Below are 20,688 nucleotides of genomic sequence, written 5' to 3'. Positions count from 1 at the left end.
AAACCCTTTGAAAAGGGTTGTTTCCTCCCCTTCCCCCGGACCCCCATCCCCTCCTTTTCCTAAACTTTTCGTGTCGCTTCGCGAGGGGTGAACGGAAGCGGCGAAGTGTCCTGTCGTAAGGCCGATAACACAGGAGAGGAGGAGCCCCGGCACTCCCCTTCGCTCCCTCCCGCACGCGCGGATGCGCATACAAAAAGTTTTGAAGGGGAGTCCAGAGGGGAAACTTTTTCAAAAGTTTCCCCTCTGGCCGCCGGAGGCATTCCTACTCGCTCAGGCCGAGCGCCTTGCGCTTGGCCTTGATGCGGTCGTCGAACATGTCGGCGGCCTTGAGCATATCGCCTTCGATGAAGAAGGTCGCGCCGACCAGGTCTTCGAGGCCGGACACGGCCAGGTCGGTGACGGTCTTGGAGCCGAGAATGTTCGGCGGATGGCCCAGGTGGGTGTAGATGCCCGAAGCCACGGCGTAGAGGCCGATGGCGGCGGCCTTCTCGGAGTACCATTCGGGCGAGGAGGCGCCCACGGGCAGGTCCGAGATGTCCACGTTCAAGGCGTTGGCCAGGGCCGCGCAGAGCTGGAGAATGCGGGCGTTGTCCACGCAGGAGCCGTAGTGCAGGACCGGCGGGATGCCGAGCGCGCCGCAGACCTTCTTCAGGCCCGGGCCCGCCTTTTCGATGGCGTCGGGCACGAGCAGGCCCGCCTTGCCCGCGGCGGTGGTCACGCAGCCGGTGACGAGCACGAGGATGTCCTTCTTGATCAGCTCTTCGGCGAGCTGCACGTTCATGGAGTCCTGTTTGATCTTGGGGTTGTTGCAGCCCACGATGCCGACCGCGCCCCGGATGTCGCCCGAGGCGATGGCCTGGACCAGCGGGTCGAGGGTGCCGCCGAGGGCGGCGATGACGGCCTCGTTGGAGAAGCCGGTCATGATGTCGACGGGTTCGCCGGGGATGTCGACGCGGCTCGCGTCGCGCTGGGCAAAGGCCTCTACCGCGATGGACACGATCTCCCTGGCCTGCCTCATGGCGGTCCTGGGCTGGAAATCGAAGTGGATCGCCCCGGTGAAGCGCGCCTTGTTGGCGGTGTCGATGAACTTGGTGTGGTAGCAGCCGGATATCTGGACAAGCGAGGGCATGATGCACTGGTAGTCGACCACGATGGCCTCCACCGCGCCGGTGATGATGGCCAGTTCGGTCATCAGGTGGTTGCCCGCCATGGGGATGCCCTGGCGCATGAGCAGTTCGTTGCCGGTGCAGCACAGCCCGGCCACGTTGATGCCGGTGGCGCCGAGCTCCTTGGCGCGGGCGACCAGCTTCGGGTCGCGGGCGGCGGCCAGGACCATCTCGGAGACCACGGGGTTGTGCCCGTGGACCAGCAGGTTGACCTTGTCGGCCTTGATGACGCCCAGGTTGGCCGTGGACATCCTGGGCGTGGGCACGCCGAAGATGACGTCGGACAGTTCGGTGCCGATCATGGAGCCGCCCCAGCCGTCGGCCAGGGCCGTGCGGGCCGCGTGGATCAGGGTGTTGGGCGCGTCGTTGTCGCAGCCCATGTGGGTGCGGTGCATCATCTCCGCGATCTCGCGGTCCACGCCGCGCGGGGTCATCTTGAGCCCGGCCCATTTGTCCTTGCGCACCTGGGGCACGCGGGACAGGAAGGAGACCTCCTTCTTGCGCGAGCCGAAGTCGGCGAAGAAGCACTCCATGACGTCGCGGGCCACGTCCAGGGTCGGGCGGCCGTCGGTCTCGATGCCGATCTCCCCGGCGATGGCGCGCAGCTTGTTCTCCTCGGTGATCCTGTAGTCCTTGGTCTCGCCCTCGACGATGGCCTCCAGGACCTCGATGAGGTCGCGGCCGTGGTCGGAGTGCCCGGCCGCGCCGCCGGTCACGAACCGGCCGAAGTTGCGGGCCACGATGACGTCGGCGTCGGCCCCGCACACGCCCAGCGGGTTTTTCTCGCTGACCCGGCACGGGCCCATGGTACAGTTGCGGCAGGTGGTGCCCAGCTCGCAGAACTTGCAGTGCGGGGTCTGCCGGTCCAGCCGGTCGTGCACGGTCTGGATGCCTTCGGCGCGGGCCTTCCTGAGCATGGCCTTGGCGTCGTCCCAAATGGTCAGTTCATCAACAGGTCTCGGTTCTTTAGCCAAAATGTACCTCCTATCCCTTTTTGCCGGGTCTGATCGATGCAACCCCCCGGCCGTACAATTGGTGATGCCGATAGTGGGGTTCAGCGTACCAGATCAAAGGGATCCCGTATGTCGCCCAGCCGACAAAAGAGGTGGAAATATGGAATTATCCAAAAAATGATGCGGAAAACGGGCGTTATGGAGTCTTTTTTTCAAAAAATCGGGCGAGAGGAGGGCAAATTTCGGGGAAATACGGTGCACGCATGAAAAGTCGTGCAGACGAAAAGCCGGGCCGGAGACTGCCCGTCCGACTCCTTCCGTTATCCATATTGGGCTTCGAAGTCCTCAAAGGGGTAGAGGGTCATCGGCGCCCGATCCCCGGACGCGGAGTAGTATATTTGAAGAATAAGCCCGGCAACCACGTCCAATGCCTCTTCGAAGGAGAGCCGGGCTTCCCTCTGCTGCACGTACCCCTGGATATCAAGCTCTTCGACGATATGCGCATCAACACCGTGTGCGACACGATTCCTGCTCTTTTTGAGACGAATCATTCCGGCCATCAGTTCATCCGAAAGTCCTCTTGATGGTATGCCGAGTTGTCCCCCTATGCCGTTCCTGGCTTCCCGGATGTCATCGGCCGAGTCCGCATCCATCGAAGATCTGACGCCCTTGTGCCAATAATCCGTTATTTCAAAATCCCCGCCTTTGACGAGCCTGCGCACGTACCGGCCATATTCCTCCAGAATCGAAAACAGATACACCTGAAGCGGGTCGGCATAGATATCTTGGCCGAGGGCATACACGATTTCGTCAGGATTCAACAGCTTCCCGGATTGCATGTACTCGTTGTCCCTGTCTTCGCCGACCGCAATGATCTTCTTGCCGGTTGATATGCCGAAGCCAAGCACCTGCTCGCTGTCGTGCGACAAACGATCGCTGACGTCCCGCCAGTCCTGATAGTCGTTGCTTGAGACGTGCTGCAGGAAACGCCGTTCCGTAGCGAACGTCAGCATAGACAACAGGATGCTCTCGGTGTGCTTCCTCAGCGTTTTCTGGTCCTTTTCTTCCATAATGTCCTCCTGTCATGCTCGCATGATGCAATATTCCCATACTCCGGGCGGGGCTCGACGGCTCACGGATGGATTCCGTCCGTCCCCGGTCGGCGGCCCCGCAAAATGCCGGTGGAGAAGCAGCCTAACGGAAAGCGCCGGCAACTTCCAAAAAAAATACATTTTCCGGGTGACATGGCCTGTCCATGAATATAACGGTAAATGCAAAGGAATATTCGAACGCGAACATCGAACCATGCAACACGCCGAGGAGAAAACATGGCAAACCATCAGGACATCAAAGGGGCTCTGGACTTCCTCAGGAAAGGATATAGCGACGGCGACGATTCCTTCCGCTTCACGGTTGCCGACATTGTGGGCGAACTCGGCATTTCGGAGAAAAAGGCCAGGGACGTTCTCCGGGCGATCAACAACCGCGCCCGCTTCTGGCGGGGGGACTTCCCGGCGAGCGGCGACCTCGTCGTCAACGGGCCGGTCTATGAGCGCATAACCAACTGGTTCGATTGATCACTTCATTTCATCCCCGGCGGCCTGGGCCAGGGCGTCCAGGTCGGGGATGAAATAGATGCCGCGCCCGCGCTTGAACATCAGGCCCGCGCGCTCCATGTCGTTGAGCAGGGTGGACACGGTCTGACGGGTGGCCCCCATGAGTTGGGCAAGCTGTTCGATGGTCAGGTTCAGCTTGAGCAGCCGCCCGCCGTCCTCGGGCGTGCCCGAGGCGCGCGCCTCGTTCAGGATGTAGTCCATGAGCCGGTTGTAGATGTCCTTGAAGGCCAGCCCGCCGATGATGGAGAACGAGTTGCGCAGGATGTGGCCCAGGACGCGGACCATGGTCCGGGTGAACAGCGGGATGTCGGTCATGCACCGCTTGACCGAGCGCACGTCCGTGAGCAGCAGTTCGGCGTCCTCCAGGGCCTGGACGTAGCACCCGGAGTGGGTGGAATAGGGATCGCCGGGGTTGAGGATGGCCAGGGTGAACTCCTTGTCCTCGTAGGCCAGGTAGACCCGCACCCGGCCCTTGGCCACCACGAAGACCAGATCCTCGTCCCCTTCGGGCCGGAACACGACCTCGCCCTTGCTCACGGACCGCTTGCGGAAGACCGCACGCAGATCGGCCAGCTCCGGCCGGTCCAGTTCATCGAGCAGATTGACCCCGGTGAATTTCATGCCTTCCCCCCTTTGGTCATCCTCGGTAGCACGTTTGCCGAGCCGCCGTCCATTGAGGAGCGGCCTTGTTCCGGTCCGGCACCGGGCAATGTGGGTGACTTGATTCTCCGGGAGTGGTATAAATCCTGTTCATGACACCTTTGAGGGTACTTCCCGGCGTCCTGTTCGCCCTGCTCCTGACCGCGCAGCTCTCCCTGGCCGCGCCCGGCGCGCCCGACGTGCCCGGCGCGCCCGAGGACGACTGGCGTGACGCCCCGGTCTGCGTCTTCGGCATGCCCGAGGACGGGCATGCGGTGCGCAACGACAACACCGGATACATCACCGAAGTGCTCCGGGCCGCGCTCGCCCCGGCCGGGTACGATCTGGTGCACAAGGACATGCCGTACCGGCGCGCCCGCGGCGAACTGGCCAAGGGGCGCATCCAGTGCAGCCTGGCCGCCAGGGACCACGACGCCCAGTCGGCCCGGTCCGTCATCTTCGCCTGCGACCTGGTCGTGGCCTACCGTGCCGCCGACGGGTTCTCCGGGCTCAAGGACCTGGCGGACCAGAAGGTCGCCCACCTGTTCGGCTTCGACTTCGAGGAGCTGCTGCCCGTGTCCATCCGGCCCCAGCCCACCTACGACCGGACCTCGGCCATCCACATGCTCGACCGGGGGCACGTGCGCTACGTCATCGGCGAGGAGACCCTGCTCAAGTCGGCCGTCCGGAAAACCGGCCTGCCCCTGACCGAATTCGGCTTCGCCCGGTTCAGGAGCATGGACGTGGTCCCCATCTTCGCTCCCAACGCCGAGGGTGCCCGGCTGCGCGACATCTTCGACCGGCGCATGGCCGAGATGGCCGCGTCCGGGGAACTGGCGGCCATCTTCAGGAAATACGGGCTGCCCGAGGACCGCATCCGGCACATCCTGGACGCCGACGCACCCTGACCCATGGACGAATACGGCCGCATCGCCTCCCTGTACGATCCCCTGGTGGGCCGCCCCCTGCGCCCCATCCACCGGGCCATGGCCGAACGCCTGGCTGGAACCGCCGGGACCGTCCTGGACCTGTGCTGCGGCACCGGCCTGCTGGCCGGGCAGGCCCTGGAAAGCGGCCTGGCAGTGACCGGGGTGGACCTTTCGCCGCACATGCTCGCCGTGGCCCGCGCCAAGCGGCCCGGCGCGGAGTACCTCCTGGCCGACGCCTCCGCCCTGCCCCTGCCGGACGACAGTTTCGACGGCGCGGCCATCAGCTTCGCCCTGCACGAGAAACCGTTCGATACGGCCCGCGCCATCCTAAACGAGGCGCGCCGCGTGGTCCGGCCCGGCGGGCCCGTCCTGGTCGCCGACTACCTGCCGTCAGGCCCGAACCAGTCCTGGTTCACGGGCCGGGCCATCCGGCTGGTGGAGCGGCTGGCCGGACGCGACCACCACGCCCGTTTCCTGGAGTACATGGCGAGCGGCGGCGCGGTCCCGCTCTTGGTCAGCGCCGGGCTTTCCGCGCAACTTGAGCGCACCTTCATGGACGGCTGGGTCGGCCTGTACGCGGCCGAGGCGTCCCGGACCGATTGATTTCGCGCCCGGCATTCCGCATAGTATACCCACTGCAAATTCCGACCGAGGGAGCGTCATGTTCGAAGGACTGTGGACCCTGGAAAACCTCATCGCCCTGATCACCCTGGCCGGGCTCGAGATCGTACTCGGCATCGACAACATCGTCTTCGTGGTGGTGGTCACCAACAAGCTGCCCGAGGCCGCCCGCGCCACGGCCCGGCGGCTGGGCATCGCCCTGGCCATGATCACCCGCATTGCCCTGCTTTTGGCCATCTCGGCCATCATGGGCCTGACCGCCCCGCTGTTCACCGTGTTCGGCCATGTGGTCTCGGGCCGGGACGTGGTCCTGCTGACCGGCGGCCTGTTCCTCCTGGCCAAGGCCACCCACGAGATCCACGACAAGCTGGAGGGCCCGCCCACGGGCGAAGGCGCGGCCCGCGCCGTGCACTCCTATGCCGGGGCGATCATCCAGATCGTGCTCCTGGACATGGTCTTTTCGCTGGATTCGGTCATCACCGCCGTGGGCATGGCCCAGCACCTGACGGTCATGATCGCGGCCATCGTCATCGCCGTGGGGGTGATGCTGCTGTTCGCCGGGCCGGTCTCGGATTTCGTGTCCGCCCACCCCACGGTGCAGATGCTCGCCTTCTCCTTCCTGTTGCTGGTCGGCATATTCCTCATGGCCGAGGGCATGCACAAGCACATTGATCGCGGCTACATTTACTTCGCCATGGCGTTTTCCCTGTTCGTGGAGTTCATGAATCTCAAGGTCAGGAAGCGGGGGAAGGCGGCCGCTTCCTGAGCTCAGGCGAAAGGGAAGAGAAGAGCGCGCCTGTGGAGCGAGAGCCGCTGTGCGGGGCTTCGCCCCTGCCCTTGCTCCATGCCCTCCCGGCGGGGTCCATTTTTTTACTGGCCCCAAAAAATAGACGAAAAAAAGGGCCTTGGAGGGGAGCGCGGCCGCCCGGAGATCGGGGGATAAGAGGCTGATCCGCTCGGGTCGGCTCCCGAATCGAGGCTCGCTGCGCTGGCACCACAGCGCAATTTTTGCTGCCTTTTTTCTGCGCCAGCAAGAAGGAAGTCGCCGTAAAGGCAAAACACAATGTAAGGCGGACAACCAAAAGCCTCGACGCGGATGCGCGGACAAAACAAAAAGGCCGGGAGAAGCAACGCTTCTCCCGGCCCGTTCTTTCAAAAACAGGGTCAGTCCGTTTAGATGACCTTGTTGAGCGGATACTCGATGATGCCCTCGGCGCCGAAGCTGACCAGACGGGGGATCAGTTCGCGGACGATCTTCTCCTCGACCATGACCTCCACGGACAGCCAGTTGGGGTCCTGGAGCTCGGCCACGGTGGGGGAGTTCAGGGACGGGAGCGTGCCGTTGAGTTCGGCCAGCTTGTTCTTGGGCAGGTTCATCTTCAGGCCGACCATCTTGCCGGCGCGCAGGGCGCCCTGAAGCAGCAGGTTGATTTCCTCGATGAGCTGGCGCTTTTTGGGGTCGGCCCAGGCGTCCTTGTTGGCGATGATCTGGGTGTTGGTCTGCATCAGCTCGGCGATGATCCGCAGGCCGTTGGCCTTGATGGTCGTGCCGGTCTCGGTGATCTCGACGATGCCGTCGCACAACCCCTCGACCACCTTGGCCTCGGTGGTGCCCCAGGAGAACGAGACGTCCACGTTGATGCCCTGGGACTCGAAGTACTCCTTGGTGAAGCCCATGAGCTCGGTGGAGATCTTCTTGCCGTCCAGGTCCTCGGGCCGCTTGTACGGGGAATCGCCGCGCACGCACAGCACCCAGCGGGCCTTGCGGTTGGAGACCTTGGAGTAGATCAGGTCGTCGACCACGACCACGTCGGACTTGTTCTCGCGGATCCAGTCCATGCCGGTCAGGCCGACATCGAAGGTGCCGTTCTCGACGTACATGGACATCTCCTGGGCACGGGCCAGGGAGCACTTGATGCGGTCGTCGTCGATATCCGGGAAGTAGTTGCGCTCGTGCAGCTTGATCTTCCAGCCGGCCTTTTCAAACAGTTTTATGGTCGCGTCCTGGAGGGAGCCCTTGGGAACGCCGAGTCGGAGGAATTGTTCACTCATTTCTTATATACCTCTTTGGGGTCGAAGACGTAGGGCGAGCATTCGCTCTCCACGCCGTCCTTGAGTTCGCGGTAGAAGCAGGAGCGGTAGCCCTTGTGGCAGGCCGCGCCGCCGATCTGCTCGATCAGAAGTACCAAGGTGTCGTCGTCGCAGTCAATGCGGATGGACTTCACCTTCTGCGTATGGCCCGAGGTACCGCCCTTATGCCATAACTCCTGACGGCTGCGGCTCCAGTAATGGGCCTCGCCGGTCTCCAAGGTCTTATCCCATGAAGCCTCGTTCATGTAGGCCATCATCAGGACCTCGCCGGTCTCGGCGTCCTGGGCGATGGCGGGCACAAGTCCGTTCATCTTTTCGAAATCTGGTCTGATCACTGCGGTACCTCGTATCAGATGTGTTTCATCGGCCCGGTATTGGGCCGGGGCAGGCTATATAGCCAATGCATTGCCAAAGCGCAACCTGCGCGCCCGGGCGTCACCCGATCGTCACCGGCCGTCCCGCTCCCGGAGGAGCTTGACCGTGAGCTTGCCCATGCCGCGCGCCGCGAACCCGATGCCGTAAACGAAGAAGATCACGGCCACGATCAGGGAGACGCGCGACAGCGGGTCGCCCGGTGCGCCCATGTGGGCCGCTCCGGCCAGGGCGCAGAACACGCCCGCCAGGCACAGGGCGGAAAAAAGCAGGTCCATGGGCGCGGTCTCGTCCTTGTACGCCTTGATCCACCGCCTGACCCGGCTGCGCCGGACCGCTGGGTCCAGGTTGCGCACCCGGTTGGGCAGGACCCGGCTGAAACCGAAGCTCGGCCCGGTCTGTTCGCGCTGGATGGCCTTCATGGACCGGGTCAGCACGGCCACGTACTGGACCAGGACGAACAGGACCGCGCCGAACAGGACGTTCATGCCGAGCGCCACCGGCCCGGGGATGGCCACGCCCATGGCCTCGGCGTTGCGGAAGGTCAGGGGCACGAAATCGTACAGCCCGTGGAACAGGATGGACAGCAGCAGCGCCTTGGCGTAGAGCCCGCTGCGCTCGCCGCGCGAGAAGGCCGCCAGCCCCACGTGGTAGCCCATGACCGCGCCGACCAGGGCGTGGCACGGCACGGCCAGGAACGCCCGGCCCACGGCCACGTGCATGCCCCCGTCCAGGACGTAGAGCAGGTTCTCGGCCGTGGCGAAGCCCAGCGACACGGTCACCCCGTAGACGATGCCGTCCATGGGCTCGTCAAAGGCCGGGTGGTTGACGCAGTAGCGCCGCAGCACGATGAACTTGAAGGCCTCCTCGGGCAGGGCGGCCAGGAGAAAGGCGTGGGTCGCGCCGACCACGTAGGGGTTGTCCGCAGGCAGACCCGAGGCCACCAGGGACAGGAACGGATAGAGCAGGTAGATGCCCAGGACGATGAGCACCCCGAGGAGAAAGGACGAAACCAGGGCTCCGGCCGGTTCCGGATACTTGTCGCTCGACACGAACAGCCAGAGCAGCACGGCGGACGGCACCACGGCCATGAGGAAGAGCAGAAAATCCACGGCAGCCCCTTGTCAGGTTTGAACGCGACCCGTATTGGATAGCCGACGCCGGGCTGCGCGGTCAACGTTTACCCCCCGGCGGGAATCTGCTAAACCTCGCCTCACGCAACCCATACAAGGAGATACGGACATGCCCGTTCGTTCCAAGGATAGTTTTCTGGTTTTCGGCTCCCCCCTCATCGGCCAGGAGGAGATAGACGAGGTCGTGGCCTCCATGAAGTCCGGCTGGCTCGGCACCGGCCCCAAGGTGGCCCGGTTCGAGAAGGACTTCTCCGCCTATGTCGGGGCCTCCCACGCGGCGGCCTGCAACTCCTGCACCGCCGCCCTGCACCTCTCCCTGGTGGCCTTGGGGCTTGAGCCCGGCGACGAGGTCATCACCACCCCGCTGACCTTCTGCGCCTCGGTCAACGCCATCATCCACGCCGGGGGCACGCCCGTGCTGGCCGACGTGGACCCGGTCTCCCAGAACATCGACCCGGAGGCCGTCCGCGAAAAGATCACCTCGCGCACCAAGGCCATCCTGCCCGTGCACTTCGCGGGCCGTTCCTGCGACATGGACCCGATCATGGCCATCGCGAACGAGCACGGCCTCAAGGTGGTCGAGGACTGCGCCCACGCCATCGAGACCACCTACAAGGGGCAACACGCGGGCACCTTCGGCGACTTCGGCTGCTTCTCGTTCTACGTGACCAAGAACGTCTGCACCGGCGAGGGCGGCATGGTCGTCGCCCGCGCGGAGGCGGACATCCAGGACATCAAGGTGCTCGGCCTGCACGGCATGTCGGCCGACGCCTGGAAACGGTTCTCGGACGAGGGATACAAGCACTACCAGGTGGTCCATGCCGGGTTCAAATACAACATGATGGACCTCCAGGCGGCCATCGGCATCCACCAGCTCAAGCGGGTGGAAGAGAATTTCAAGCGCCGTTGCGAGATCTGGGACATGTACCAGGAGGCGTTCCGCGCCCTGCCCGTGGGCACCCCGGCCCCGGAAGAGCCGGACACCCGCCATGCCCGGCACCTGTACACCCTGATGATCGACCCCGTGGCCTGCGGGCTGGACCGCGACCAGTTCCTGGTCCGCCTGACCAAGGAGAACATCGGCGCGGGCGTCCACTACCTGGCCGTGCCCGAGCACCCCTACTACCGGGACCGCTACGGCTGGAAGCTAGAGGACACCCCCCACGCCGTGGCCCTGGGCCGCGAGACCCTGAGCCTGCCGCTGTCCGCCAAGCTGACCGACGACGACGTAGCCGACGTGATCGAGGCCGTGAACCTCTGCCTGGGGGCCTAGCGCCGCAACGCTCGGAAGACAGCATGCCGGCCGCCCAGGGAGAGGTTCGCCCTTCCGCCGCGCCTAGTCCGTCTCCTCGTCCCGCAAAAAGGGCGTATGGGCAACGGCGAGCAGGATGCCCTCCGGGCTGAGGAAACGCGTGACGGTCTGCCCCCAGGGCTCTTCCCGCAGGCGCGTCAGGAGTTCATACCCGTGCGCTTCCAGGATTTTCGTCGCGGATTCGATATCGGCGACGTCGATCTCGAGCCACGCCTGCGGCACGGGCAGGTTCTCTGGCCATTCGGGCTTGCCGAAGCAGGAGAGCGCCGCCTTGTCCAGCGGCCAGAGCGCAAAGTGCTTCACTCCCTGGATGTCCGCCGAATACAGATAACCCGAGTACCCTTCGATCGAGGCCAGCGGCAGGCCCAGGATATCCTTATAAAGCCGTTCACTCTTCTCCTGGTCGGTCACAATGGGTCCGAACCCGGCGACAAACAATACGTTGATTCCATCCGGCATGGTATGCGGCATATGTATCTCTCAGTGTGTTAAGGGGGGTTCTTCTTTTACCGGCGCAAGAATATCCTGCACCGTCCTTGAAGGCAGGCGTCTTTTCCCGCTGCGATCCGCGGCGGATGCATGCGGGGGCGGTGTCGGCCGATGGGGCCTACCCGGCCCCGGCCAGTCGGTTCCTGCCGTCCGCCTTGGCGGCTGACAAGAACTGGTCGGCGCGGGAGACCATGGAGGCGGCGCTGTCCGCGTCCGTGTTGTCGGCCAACCCCATGGACAGGGTGACCTTCAGGCCGGAATGGAACTCTTCCCAGGGGTATTCCTCCACGGCGCGGCGGATGTTCTCGCAGGCGATGGCCGCCTTGTCGCGGACGGTGTTGGTGAACAGGACCACGAACTCCTCGCCCCCGTACCGGGCGACCACGTCGCTCTTGCGGGTGTTCCGGGTGAACAGCTCGGCCACCTTTTCCAGGACCATGTCCCCCACCTCGCGGGAGAAGGTCTCGTTCAGGATCCGGAAATGGTCCAGGTCCCCCATCACGAGGGACATGGGCTGCTCATAGCGCTTGGCGCTCTCGAAGAACTGCCGGGCCTGCTCGTCGAAATGGCGGCGGTTGTACAAGTTGGTCTGGGGGTCGAGCACGGACAACTCGCTTATTTCGAGATGGCAGCGGGCCAGCTCCTGGCGCATGACGTTGTAGGCCTCGATCAGTTCGCCCATCTCGTCGTCCTCGGGCACCTCGATGCAGGCATCTTCGCCCTCCCTGTCGCACGTGGAACGCAAGGACCCGATCAGGCTCCGTGTCGGGGCGGACTGCCGCCACCCGAAGGCCAGCGCCAAGAGCGCGGCGAGCACGGTCGCGACCGCCCCCCCGATGATCAAGGCCGAATCGGCCATGCCGAGGAAGGCAGCGTCGCCCGCCACCAGCCGTCCCAGGCCCGTGTGCGCGGCCAGGGCCACCACCTTGCCGTCCACGATCACGGGCAGAGCCCGGGCCAGGACCTCGCCGGGCACGGTCTCCCCGGCCTTGAACCCGCCAGCCGGGAACAGGACCTTCCCCGCCTCGTCCAGGGCCAGGAACCGGAACGGCTGGCCCTGCCACCGCCTGGTCGCTTCGGCCGGGGCCGCAAAGGTGCTGAACGGCATCATATGCATGGCCCGCTCCAGGCCGCCGTACCGGCCGGCGTACTCCGCCAGGTCGGCGCGGAACAGCGCGAGCTCCTCCTGCAGGGCGTACTCCCTGAACTCGCTCCGGATCATGTCCCGTGCGATGAACAGGGCCGTCAGGCAGCTTACGAGACCGATGAATACGTAACTCGCGGTCAGCTTGGATTGCATGTGCATGGGTTGGTCCCCTGGTTCTGGCTGTCATAAGGGCTGTCCGTACAATACGGACTCTTGCCCAAGTCCGCAGCACAGTCAATTATTACCCTCCCGGCCATAAAAAAAGCCCGGCGAACCGGGCTCTTCGTACCGCTTCCGCGCGGGGCTAGCAGTCGTGGAAGTCCTTGTTGATGTAGAAACAGAGGTCGAAGAGATTCTGGACCATCTCGTCCACCATGCCTTCCCGACTCGCGACGCCCGCCTCCACGCTGACGGTCTTGTTCACGATCTTGGAGAAGAGCATGCCGATGAGCTGGTCGTCGTACAGGGTCCAGTACTTGCTCCCCGAGGGAAATTTCTTGTCGAATCCGTGGTAATACATACGGCGTGCTCCGATGATGCTTGATGGTTCCGGCCGATGCCTACTTATCGGCCGCGCGGGCCTTCCGCTTTATGCCCGTTCGCGAGATTGTTGCCGCATGAATTCAGCCGGTTACCCCACAGTCGCGACGCCGCCTGGCGCGGCCCCGCACGCGGCCGCGATCGCGCTTCTCTCCCTGTTTCCAAAACGATGCCACAGGGATGCCAAGTTGCGAAATTGTTGCCCATATGTAACACTGATTGTTACAGACATGGGGTATAGCAGTCCCAATCACACCGAAAGGAGTCAACAGTGTCAGCCCAGAAAATCCTGGTGGTCGAAGACCACAGAGACACGCGTGAACTGCTGAAATACAACCTCACCGCCGCCGGGTTCGACGTGGCCGCAGCCGAGGACGGCCAGCTCGGCCTGAACCTGGCCCACGCCTTCAAGCCCGACATCATCCTGCTCGACCTGATGATGCCCGGCACAGACGGCCTTGAGGTCTGCCGCCAACTCAAGGGCGACCCCGGCACGGCCCGCATCCCGGTCATCATGCTCACCGCCAAGGGCGAAGAGGTGGACAAGATCGTGGGCCTGGAGCTCGGGGCCGACGACTACGTGGTCAAACCCTTTTCCCCGCGCGAGCTGGTCCTGCGCATCAAGGCGATCCTGCGCCGCTACGGCGCACCCGAACCGAACGCCCCCAAGCTGTGGGAGCGCGAAGGGCTGCGCATCGACTTCGAAGCGCACCAGATCACCATCGACGGCGAGGAGACGGCCCTCACGGCCACGGAGTTCAAGCTCCTGACCGTGCTCGTGTCCGGCGCGGGCAAGGTCCAGACCCGTGACAACCTCCTGGATACGGTCTGGGACACCCATTTCGAGGGCTACTCCCGCACCGTGGATACCCACGTACGCAGGCTGCGCCAGAAGCTCGGCCCCTACGCCCCCTGGATCGAGACCATCCGGGGCGTGGGCTACCGCTTCAAGGCCTAGCCCGGCACCCGACGCCAAAGACGAAACCCCGACGAGTTCAACTCGCCGGGGCTTTTCTATTGGTGCCGGATGGCCGGGGCTCGGCTTGAAGCTTGCGGGAAGAGGTAGTAGCGCCGGGGGATTGTCCGCGCATCCGCGACGGGGGTGTGGCGGTTCGCCTCGCGACGGGCCTTGTTAAACGCGGGAGAATGTCCGCGCATCCGCGTCGGTGCTTTCGACTGTCCGCCTTATTTTTGGATTTCGCCTTTACGACGACGTCCTTTTCCGCAGGCGCGCTCTTACGCATGCTGGCCGCGAGCACGCCGTACGCCCCCAAGTACAAAGGGCGCGCCAAAGGCGCGCTCTCCAACAGGGGCGCGGGGCGGAACCCCGCAATCCCTAAGCTAGTCGTTGCCCAGGGTTATCTGGAACGCAATGGAATAGAGATGGTCGAAGAAGTCCACGTACTCCACGGGAATGTGCTTGGGCACATTGATCCTCGACGGGGCGAAGTTGATGATGCCCCGGATGTTGGCCTCCACCAGGTGGTTGGCCGCGCGCTGGGCGCGATCCGGCGGCGTGGCGATGATGCCGATCTCGAGGTTGAGTTCGGGAGCCTGCTCCTTGAGGTGCGTGGGACAGACGATCTCCATGCCCTCGAACTCGAGCCCGATCTTGTCGGGGTCGCAGTCGAAGGCCGCGCAGATCTTGAACCCGCGCTTCTCGAAATCGTGGTGCCTGAGCAGGGCACTGCCCATGTTGCCCACGCCGATCAGGGCGCACTTCCACTGCCGGTCGATGCCGAGCGACTGCTTTATGGAGGTGATCAGCTCCTGGACGTAGTAGCCTACGCCGCGGACGCCGAACTCACCGAAGTAGGCAAGGTCCTTCCGGATCTGGGACGAGTTGACCGAGCAGGCCCGGGCCAGACGCTCCGAGGAGATAACCTCGTTGCCGTCCCGCAGCAGGTTCTCGAGGACCTGGATGTAGACGGCAAGCCGTCCGATGGTCGCTTTGGGGATGTGTTCGCTTTTCATATCTTATTGCTCTTCCCGGTCAAGATTGGCCCAGCCATGTGAAAATCTGAACGTGAAAGAGGCTGAAAAAGGGAGGCCGAAGCCTCCCCTTCAAAAGCTTTTCGTAAACCTGAAACTAGACGACGAAGAGCAGGATCAGGTTGACGACCAGGGCGTAAATGGCCAGAGACTCGATGAAGGCCAGGCCCAGGATCAGGGTGGTGGACAGCTGGCCACCGGCTTCGGGGTTGCGGGCGATGCCTTCGCAGGCGCCCTTCACGCCCATGCCCTGGCCGATACCGCACAGACCGGCGGCGATGCCCATGCCGATGGCGGTGGCGTAAGCCTTGGCGGCCATGACCGGGTCAGCGGCGCCTTCGGCGGCGAAAGCGACGGAAGAAACCAGGACCATAGCCAGGGTGGTGAACAGAATCTTAGCAGTTTTCATGTAAATCCTCCAAAATGGATACGTAATATTGTTTTGGTCCAAGGACCATTTCCCCAAGTTAAGCAGTCTTCCTCTAGTGAGCGTGCTCGATGGCACCCTGCAGGTACAGCATGGTCAGCATGAAGAAGATGAATGCCTGAATGGTCTTCGCCAGGATGAACAGGAAGTACATCGGCAGGGAGCCGAAGACCGGCGCCAGGAAGAACATCAGGATCAGGACGATTTCCTCGCCGCGGATGTTGCCGAAGAGACGAAGCGTCAGGCTGAGCGGACGGGCAAGGTGGGAGATCGGCTCAAGGATGAGCATGAGCGGGGCCAGGAAGCCGACCGGGCCCATGAAGTGCTTGATGTAGCCGAAGCCCCATTTCTTCATGCCCACGAACTGGTAGAAACAGAACACGATGATGGCCATGGCCGCCGGCGTGTTGATGTTCGCGGTGGGCGCGTCGCAGCCCGGCACCAGGCCGAGCCAGTTCATGCCCAGGATGAAAATGAAGATGGTGACCAGGAGCGGGATGAACTGACGGCCTTCTTCGCCCAGGTTGGCGACAACGAAGTCCTCCAGCCCGCCGATGATGGTCTCGAACACGTTCTGCATGCCGCCGGGAACCAGCTGCAAGCGGCTGCGGACCATCATGCCCAGGCCAAGGATGATGGCCATGACCAGCCACATGTAGAGCACGTGGTTGATGCTGTCCACATGGAGAGCCTGTTCAACGTGCGCGCCCCAGTGACCGATGCTTTTCAGCATGTCCATGTACAAGAGAGGATGCGGCAACCCGCCCGAAAAACCCATATCGAAGCCTCCTTAAAGCAGCTCGGCTATTTCTTCCCCAACTGACTCAGACCCGTTGCCGTGATGTTGATGACCACGGTGCCCAGACCCGCTATCAACCCCCAGTGGGGAACCCGTTCGACTCCGATCAGCCACCAGAGGGCCAGCCCGCTCAGAGTCATTTTTCCCATGAATATGACAAACAGTAGATATGGTCCTCGCTTCTGATCGTACACCAACGACTGGGTCACGCGGGCGAGCGTCCAGAAGTTGACCAGGGCGATGACCGCCCCCGCCAGATAGGCCAGGGACCACCGGGAAAACAGTGTTACCAGCATGATCACTAGAGAGGACCCCAGCGACACATAAATCTGATTGCGGACAACGATGCGTACGTCCGGTTTGGTGAAGCCGCTCCTGACGAGCAGCCGCTCAAGCCTTTGGTTCATCCTGCCCAGCACTCTTTTCTCCGTCCTGTTTCAAAGAACTTGCTTTACTTGCCTCTTCACGCCTCTGGAGACGTCGGAAATCCTCGAACATCATCTTGAACCCGGCGATCACCCCCAAAAAGAAGAAGATCATGATCAGCCAGGGCTTGGTCCCGAAGTAGTCATCCAGGAAATACCCGATGGTCAGGCCGACGACGGTGGCCGACACGATGTGCAGTCCCATCGTTCCGGCGACGCCACCCAGCTGGGTGATCCTGACCACCTTGTCGTCTTTTGAAAAGAGCATGTTCGAACCTCGCGAAGATTGTTTCCCACGCACGCCAAAGGCTGTCAAACACCCTGCACCGGCATTTCGTGCAATCCTTCACAAGTGGAGGAGAAGTAGCACACGCCGTCGATTCCCGTCAACGTATTTTTCCGAAACGACGGGACTTTTCCGCGCTTTGAACCGTGCCCACAATGTCAGTGGTTCCGGCTGGTTAAGCCTAAAAAACAGGCTGTATGTGAAAATTATCCCGTTTTTTGTTCCGGGTGGGTAAAAAAGCGGGTGGACGCCAGCGTCCACCCGCAGAATTCTCCGCTTTTCGAACCGCCGGGCTCCCTATTTCGGGTCGCCCACGTCCACCACCTTGACCATGAACTCCTTGACCCCCTCGGGCGGGGCGAAGAACACGGCCATGAACGGCGTGGACGCACCGGGCCGGATGAAGGTGTTGTTGGACAGGATGCCCACGTCCGAGGCCAGGCCGTCCTTGATCTCCTTCTCGGTCTGCACCTGAAGCTGGAACTGGGAGAGCACGTTGCCGCACAGGAAGGACTGGGAGGTCAGGACGTTGTTGGACGCGTCGTAGAGGATGACCTCGACCTTGATCCGCTCCTTGGGCTTGGAGAACTTGTTGACCGCCTTGCCCTCGACCACGAACAGGTTGCCCACCTTTTCGTTGGCCACGTAGTACTGCTTGACGTTCTTGAGCTCGATCTTGCGCACGCGCTCGGCCGGGGACTCGCCCGGGGCCGGCTCTTCGTCGCCGCCGGTCTTCTCCATGAACAGCTGGCCCACGAAGGGCACGTTCTTGAGCATGTCGCCCAGGTCCACGCCCGCATAGGACCAGACCCGGAAGTAGATGGCCGCGCCGATGCCCACCGCCAGAACGAGCAGGACGATCAGGCAGCCCAGGGATTTCCGGCTGCCGGGCTCGGGCGCCTCGTCGAGCTCCAGGCTGCCGCCCAGCCCGCCCGTCACGCCGTCGTCCTCTTCCTCCCTGTCCCCGTCCTCGTCCGCGCCGAACAGCGCCTTGGAGTCGTCGGTCTCGGCCTCGTCGTTGTCCTCGAAGAGATCACCGTCGTCCTCATCGCCTTCGTCGGCGAACAGATCGTCGGCGTCGTCGCCCCCGCCGCCCTCGTCGGCGAACAGGTCGTCGGACTCCTCGTCCTCTCCGCCCAGGTCGGCGAACAGGTCGTCCTCGTCCTCCCCGGCCTCGGCCGGGGCCTCGGGCTCCTCGTCGGCGTCGTCGAACAGGTCGTCCGTGTCGGGCATGTCCTCCACGACCTCGTCGGCCCTGTCGGACGCCGGGGGCTCGGGCTTGCCGGGCGCTTCGTCCGCGATGCCGGCGGCCACGTCGTCAAAGGTCTCGTCGAACGCCTCGCCCGCGTCGGTGCCCACGCCGCTGCCTTCATCCTCGAGCAGGGCCTCGACCTCCTCTTCGGGAGACGCCGGGGGCAGCTCGACCTTGAACACATGCGCGCACTTGGAGCATTTGACCTTGGCCCCGGAGGCAGGAATTTTCTCATCGGGCAGATTGTAGCTGGTCTCGCAATTCGGGCAGGTGACGATCATAGCAAGATCTCCAGAAAATCCGGTTAATTGGCTCTAAGACTCGTTGGACAGCTCGAAAATTCCGCCCAATTCCCTGTACCGCTCGTCATAGTCCAGGCCATAGCCGACGATGAACCCGTCGCTCAGCTTGAAACCGGCGAAATCGACGGTCACGGCTTTTTCCCGTCGCTCATGCTTATCAATAAGCGCACAAATTTTCAAACTCTTTGGGTTTCTCCGCCTGAGCACGTGGAGCAGGAAGTCCATGGAGTGGCCGGTGTCCACGATATCCTCGATGACCAGGACGTCCTTGCCCTCGATGGATATCTCCAGATCCTTGGAGAAGACGATGTCCTCGGAGCGGGACGTGGCCGAGCCGTAGCTGGCCAGCCGCACGAAGTCGATCTCGATCTCCCGGTCGATTCTGCGGATGATGTCCGCGAAGAAGAGGAACGCGCCCTTGAGCACGCAGATGCAGACCAGGGGCTCGTCGCCGGAGTAGGATTCGGTGATTTCGCGGCCGAGTTCCACATTGCGTTCGGCGATCTGCTCGGCTGTGATGAAGGGTGTGAGTTTGTGTGCCATTGCGCTGTCGGGGGTTTACAGGTTGATGATCATGGCCACTTCGTTGCAGTGGTCCGGGAACCTGGGGCAGTTGAGGCAGTCCAGGAATATCTTCTGATTCAGGGTGTCCATCTCCTCCTGCACGAAGCCGACCTTCGCGAAGAAGCCGGGGACCTCGGTCAGGGTGTAGACCTTGTAGATGCCGAGCGTGACCGCCTCGGACAGGCAGGCCTCGACCAGCTTGCGCCCGAGGTTCTTGCCCCGGTGGGTCGAGGTGACCACCAGGGAGCGGATCTCGGCCAGATTGTCCCAGATGATGTTCAGGGCGCAACAGCCGATGATCGTGCCGTCGTCGTCCGTGACCACCAGGAAATCCCGCAGGTGGGAGTAGAGCTGGCTGAACGACCTTGGGAGAACCAGGCCGTCATGCTGGTCGGTGAGCATGAGCAGCCCGTGGATGGCCTTGACGTCCTCTATGCGTGCCTTGCGGATCATGTACTTCTACTGGTTGAGTTTGTCGGCCATGGCGCCGAGCATGGAGGCGGGGAACACCCCTGCCTGGGAAAAGATCTGTTTGCCGGTCTTGTCGAAGATGACCAGGGTGGGGATGGCCTCCACCCGGAACTTGCGGGCCAGGTCCTGGTTGCCCCAGTAGACGGGCACGTCCATGGGGTGCTTGGCCATGTACCGGTCGAGCGCGTCCTCGCTCTCGTCCACGGACAGGGCCACAAGGTTCAGCCGTTCGCCCTTGTCCTTTTGCAGCGCTTCCAGTTCGGGAATCTGCTGCTTGCAGGAGGGGCACCAGGAGGCCCAGAAGAAGAGCATGGTGGGCCTGCCCGCGTTGGCCTTGAGATATTGGTCGAGTTCGGCCTCGCCCATGAAGGGGAAGGAGCCGTTGGCGGACGAGGCCGCCGCGTGGGAGGGGGCCATGGCCGCCCCGCCGGTCTTGGCGTCGTCGCCGGATTCGCCCGAACAGGCGGTCAGGGCCAGAAGCCCCAGGGCCAGGGCGGTGATAAGCCACATTTTTTTCATGAAGCACCTCGGGAGTGGTTTTGGCCACTCTACCAGAGTTGAATACCAAATTGAAGTAAGGCCCTCTCTCAAAACACTTGACCGCCCCCTTGGTCAAGAAACTTTCTCGGGACGGCCTCCGATAGCGGCGCATCTGCACATTTTTTCCAGGGGGCTTTCATCCTCACGTATGCCGCAATACGCTGCGGTGAAAGCCCCCTGGAAGAAAATGCACGGCTGACCCACTCTCGACAAATCCGCAGGACAGCGGATTTGGGCGTTGCGGTCTTTCCACAACGCCTCGTAGGGGTGAGCCCCAGGACGGGGCGAATCAAAGCCTATACCGAGGACGGTGGGCTGGCGGAGAGCCGCTGTCGGGTGCTGCGCACCCGAATCGCTCCAGGGGGTGACGGGGACCTCGCACAAGGTTGAGCGAGAGGGCGTCTTGGGCGGCCCACCCCGCGAAGCGGCACCAAAAAGTTTAGGAAGGGAGAGGGGATGGGGGTCCGGGGGAAGGGGGGAGGAAAACCCTTTTCAAACGGCATTATGTAGGAGCCGCACAACCGAATAACACCAATTGACTATAGCCCATTGTTGACTCAAGTTCGTCAAGAGAGGTACCACTTGTATAAATAGGGTGTTACAAATGAGAAAAACGAACTTT

24 protein-coding genes are annotated in these 20,688 nt (G+C 62.9%); 6 read left to right on the top strand and 18 right to left on the bottom strand.

The window, feature by feature from the left end:
- Positions 1–262: 262 nt before the first annotated feature.
- Positions 263–2,140: an anaerobic carbon-monoxide dehydrogenase catalytic subunit gene (gene cooS / locus AB6M95_RS16075; protein ID WP_371387765.1), complete on the bottom strand. Its 1,878-nt coding sequence runs from the start codon at positions 2,138–2,140 to the stop codon at positions 263–265.
- 299 nt (positions 2,141–2,439) lie between these two features.
- Positions 2,440–3,189: a hypothetical protein gene (locus AB6M95_RS16070; protein WP_371387764.1), complete on the bottom strand. Its 750-nt coding sequence runs from the start codon at positions 3,187–3,189 to the stop codon at positions 2,440–2,442.
- 258 nt (positions 3,190–3,447) lie between these two features.
- Here AB6M95_RS16070 and AB6M95_RS16065 point away from each other — a divergent pair, with 258 nt between their 5' ends.
- On the top strand, positions 3,448–3,696 hold the full coding sequence (locus tag AB6M95_RS16065; RefSeq protein WP_371387763.1) for a hypothetical protein: 249 nt from the start codon (positions 3,448–3,450) through the stop codon (positions 3,694–3,696).
- On the opposite strand, the gene AB6M95_RS16060 is transcribed toward AB6M95_RS16065, so the two are convergent.
- A complete protein-coding gene (locus AB6M95_RS16060; RefSeq protein WP_371387762.1) occupies positions 3,697–4,356 on the bottom strand; it encodes a Crp/Fnr family transcriptional regulator in 660 nt (219 codons plus the stop codon). It lies immediately after the preceding gene.
- Positions 4,357–4,496: 140 nt separating this feature from the next.
- On the opposite strand from AB6M95_RS16060, the gene AB6M95_RS16055 reads away from it, so the two are divergent.
- Genes AB6M95_RS16055 through AB6M95_RS16045 form a run of 3 tightly spaced genes read left to right on the top strand, consistent with a single transcriptional unit; the run spans position 4,497 to position 6,690 of the window.
- Entirely contained in the window at positions 4,497–5,282 is a 786-nt protein-coding gene (locus AB6M95_RS16055) for a substrate-binding periplasmic protein (RefSeq protein WP_371387761.1), read from the top strand.
- 3 nt (positions 5,283–5,285) lie between these two features.
- Positions 5,286–5,906 carry a class I SAM-dependent methyltransferase gene (locus AB6M95_RS16050; RefSeq protein ID WP_371387760.1) on the top strand — a complete coding sequence of 207 codons (621 nt, stop codon included), beginning with the start codon at positions 5,286–5,288 and terminating at the stop codon, positions 5,904–5,906.
- A gap of 58 nt (positions 5,907–5,964) precedes the next feature.
- Positions 5,965–6,690 (top strand): TerC family protein, encoded by a 726-nt coding sequence (locus AB6M95_RS16045; RefSeq protein WP_371387759.1) that lies wholly within the window; start codon positions 5,965–5,967, stop codon positions 6,688–6,690.
- A 407-nt stretch (positions 6,691–7,097) separates the two neighbouring features.
- Here AB6M95_RS16045 and hisG read toward each other — a convergent pair whose 3' ends face one another.
- The 3 genes from hisG to AB6M95_RS16030 all read right to left on the bottom strand — a co-directional run bounded on the left by hisG (position 7,098) and on the right by AB6M95_RS16030 (position 9,499).
- Complete coding sequence (gene hisG / locus AB6M95_RS16040) at positions 7,098–7,976, bottom strand: ATP phosphoribosyltransferase (protein ID WP_371387758.1); 879 nt, start codon at positions 7,974–7,976, stop codon at positions 7,098–7,100.
- Positions 7,973–8,350: a phosphoribosyl-AMP cyclohydrolase gene (gene hisI, locus AB6M95_RS16035; RefSeq protein ID WP_371387757.1), complete on the bottom strand. Its 378-nt coding sequence runs from the start codon at positions 8,348–8,350 to the stop codon at positions 7,973–7,975. Before hisI ends, hisG begins: the two co-directional genes overlap by 4 nt.
- A gap of 111 nt (positions 8,351–8,461) precedes the next feature.
- Positions 8,462–9,499, bottom strand: coding sequence for a PrsW family glutamic-type intramembrane protease (locus AB6M95_RS16030; RefSeq protein WP_371387756.1), 1,038 nt, complete (start codon positions 9,497–9,499; stop codon positions 8,462–8,464).
- A gap of 130 nt (positions 9,500–9,629) precedes the next feature.
- Here AB6M95_RS16030 and AB6M95_RS16025 point away from each other — a divergent pair, with 130 nt between their 5' ends.
- Positions 9,630–10,793 carry a DegT/DnrJ/EryC1/StrS family aminotransferase gene (locus tag AB6M95_RS16025; RefSeq protein WP_371387755.1) on the top strand — a complete coding sequence of 388 codons (1,164 nt, stop codon included), beginning with the start codon at positions 9,630–9,632 and terminating at the stop codon, positions 10,791–10,793.
- A gap of 63 nt (positions 10,794–10,856) precedes the next feature.
- Here the strand turns inward: AB6M95_RS16025 and AB6M95_RS16020 are convergent, their stop codons facing one another.
- The 3 genes from AB6M95_RS16020 to AB6M95_RS16010 all read right to left on the bottom strand — a co-directional run bounded on the left by AB6M95_RS16020 (position 10,857) and on the right by AB6M95_RS16010 (position 12,988).
- Positions 10,857–11,303 carry a VOC family protein gene (locus tag AB6M95_RS16020; protein ID WP_371387754.1) on the bottom strand — a complete coding sequence of 149 codons (447 nt, stop codon included), beginning with the start codon at positions 11,301–11,303 and terminating at the stop codon, positions 10,857–10,859.
- A gap of 136 nt (positions 11,304–11,439) precedes the next feature.
- Entirely contained in the window at positions 11,440–12,627 is a 1,188-nt protein-coding gene (locus tag AB6M95_RS16015; protein ID WP_371387753.1) for a GGDEF domain-containing protein, read from the bottom strand.
- Between the two features lie 145 nt (positions 12,628–12,772).
- A complete protein-coding gene (locus AB6M95_RS16010; RefSeq protein ID WP_371387752.1) occupies positions 12,773–12,988 on the bottom strand; it encodes a hypothetical protein in 216 nt (71 codons plus the stop codon).
- A 291-nt stretch (positions 12,989–13,279) separates the two neighbouring features.
- Between AB6M95_RS16010 and AB6M95_RS16005 the strand changes: the two genes are divergently transcribed.
- A complete protein-coding gene (locus AB6M95_RS16005) occupies positions 13,280–13,966 on the top strand; it encodes a response regulator (protein ID WP_371387751.1) in 687 nt (228 codons plus the stop codon).
- Between the two features lie 383 nt (positions 13,967–14,349).
- Here the strand turns inward: AB6M95_RS16005 and AB6M95_RS16000 are convergent, their stop codons facing one another.
- From AB6M95_RS16000 to AB6M95_RS15960, 9 genes are all read right to left on the bottom strand, one after another.
- Positions 14,350–14,982, bottom strand: coding sequence for a redox-sensing transcriptional repressor Rex (locus AB6M95_RS16000; RefSeq protein ID WP_071545634.1), 633 nt, complete (start codon positions 14,980–14,982; stop codon positions 14,350–14,352).
- Positions 14,983–15,097: 115 nt separating this feature from the next.
- On the bottom strand, positions 15,098–15,409 hold the full coding sequence (locus tag AB6M95_RS15995; RefSeq protein ID WP_371387750.1) for an ATP synthase F0 subunit C: 312 nt from the start codon (positions 15,407–15,409) through the stop codon (positions 15,098–15,100).
- A gap of 73 nt (positions 15,410–15,482) precedes the next feature.
- Entirely contained in the window at positions 15,483–16,205 is a 723-nt protein-coding gene (gene atpB / locus AB6M95_RS15990; RefSeq protein ID WP_371387749.1) for a F0F1 ATP synthase subunit A, read from the bottom strand.
- A 26-nt stretch (positions 16,206–16,231) separates the two neighbouring features.
- Complete coding sequence (locus tag AB6M95_RS15985; RefSeq protein ID WP_371387748.1) at positions 16,232–16,645, bottom strand: ATP synthase subunit I; 414 nt, start codon at positions 16,643–16,645, stop codon at positions 16,232–16,234.
- A complete protein-coding gene (locus tag AB6M95_RS15980; protein ID WP_371387747.1) occupies positions 16,617–16,919 on the bottom strand; it encodes an AtpZ/AtpI family protein in 303 nt (100 codons plus the stop codon). The genes AB6M95_RS15985 and AB6M95_RS15980 overlap by 29 nt, the downstream gene beginning before the upstream one ends.
- A gap of 315 nt (positions 16,920–17,234) precedes the next feature.
- Positions 17,235–18,470, bottom strand: coding sequence for a DUF3426 domain-containing protein (locus AB6M95_RS15975; protein WP_371387746.1), 1,236 nt, complete (start codon positions 18,468–18,470; stop codon positions 17,235–17,237).
- Positions 18,471–18,503: 33 nt separating this feature from the next.
- Positions 18,504–19,034: a hypoxanthine phosphoribosyltransferase gene (gene hpt, locus AB6M95_RS15970; protein ID WP_371387745.1), complete on the bottom strand. Its 531-nt coding sequence runs from the start codon at positions 19,032–19,034 to the stop codon at positions 18,504–18,506.
- Between the two features lie 15 nt (positions 19,035–19,049).
- Positions 19,050–19,508 (bottom strand): N-acetyltransferase, encoded by a 459-nt coding sequence (locus AB6M95_RS15965; protein ID WP_371387744.1) that lies wholly within the window; start codon positions 19,506–19,508, stop codon positions 19,050–19,052.
- 6 nt (positions 19,509–19,514) lie between these two features.
- The gene (locus AB6M95_RS15960) at positions 19,515–20,045 is read right to left on the bottom strand and encodes a TlpA family protein disulfide reductase (protein ID WP_371387743.1); all 531 of its coding nucleotides are present in this window, start codon (positions 20,043–20,045) and stop codon (positions 19,515–19,517) included.
- Positions 20,046–20,688: the final 643 nt, after the last annotated feature.

Origin of the sequence: Pseudodesulfovibrio karagichevae (assembly GCF_041414475.1) — a bacterium.
Classification (GTDB): Bacteria; Desulfobacterota; Desulfovibrionia; order Desulfovibrionales; family Desulfovibrionaceae; genus Pseudodesulfovibrio; species Pseudodesulfovibrio karagichevae.
The sequence above is the reverse complement of the archived record's forward strand: the minus strand, read 5'-3'. Positions and strand labels throughout refer to the sequence as shown.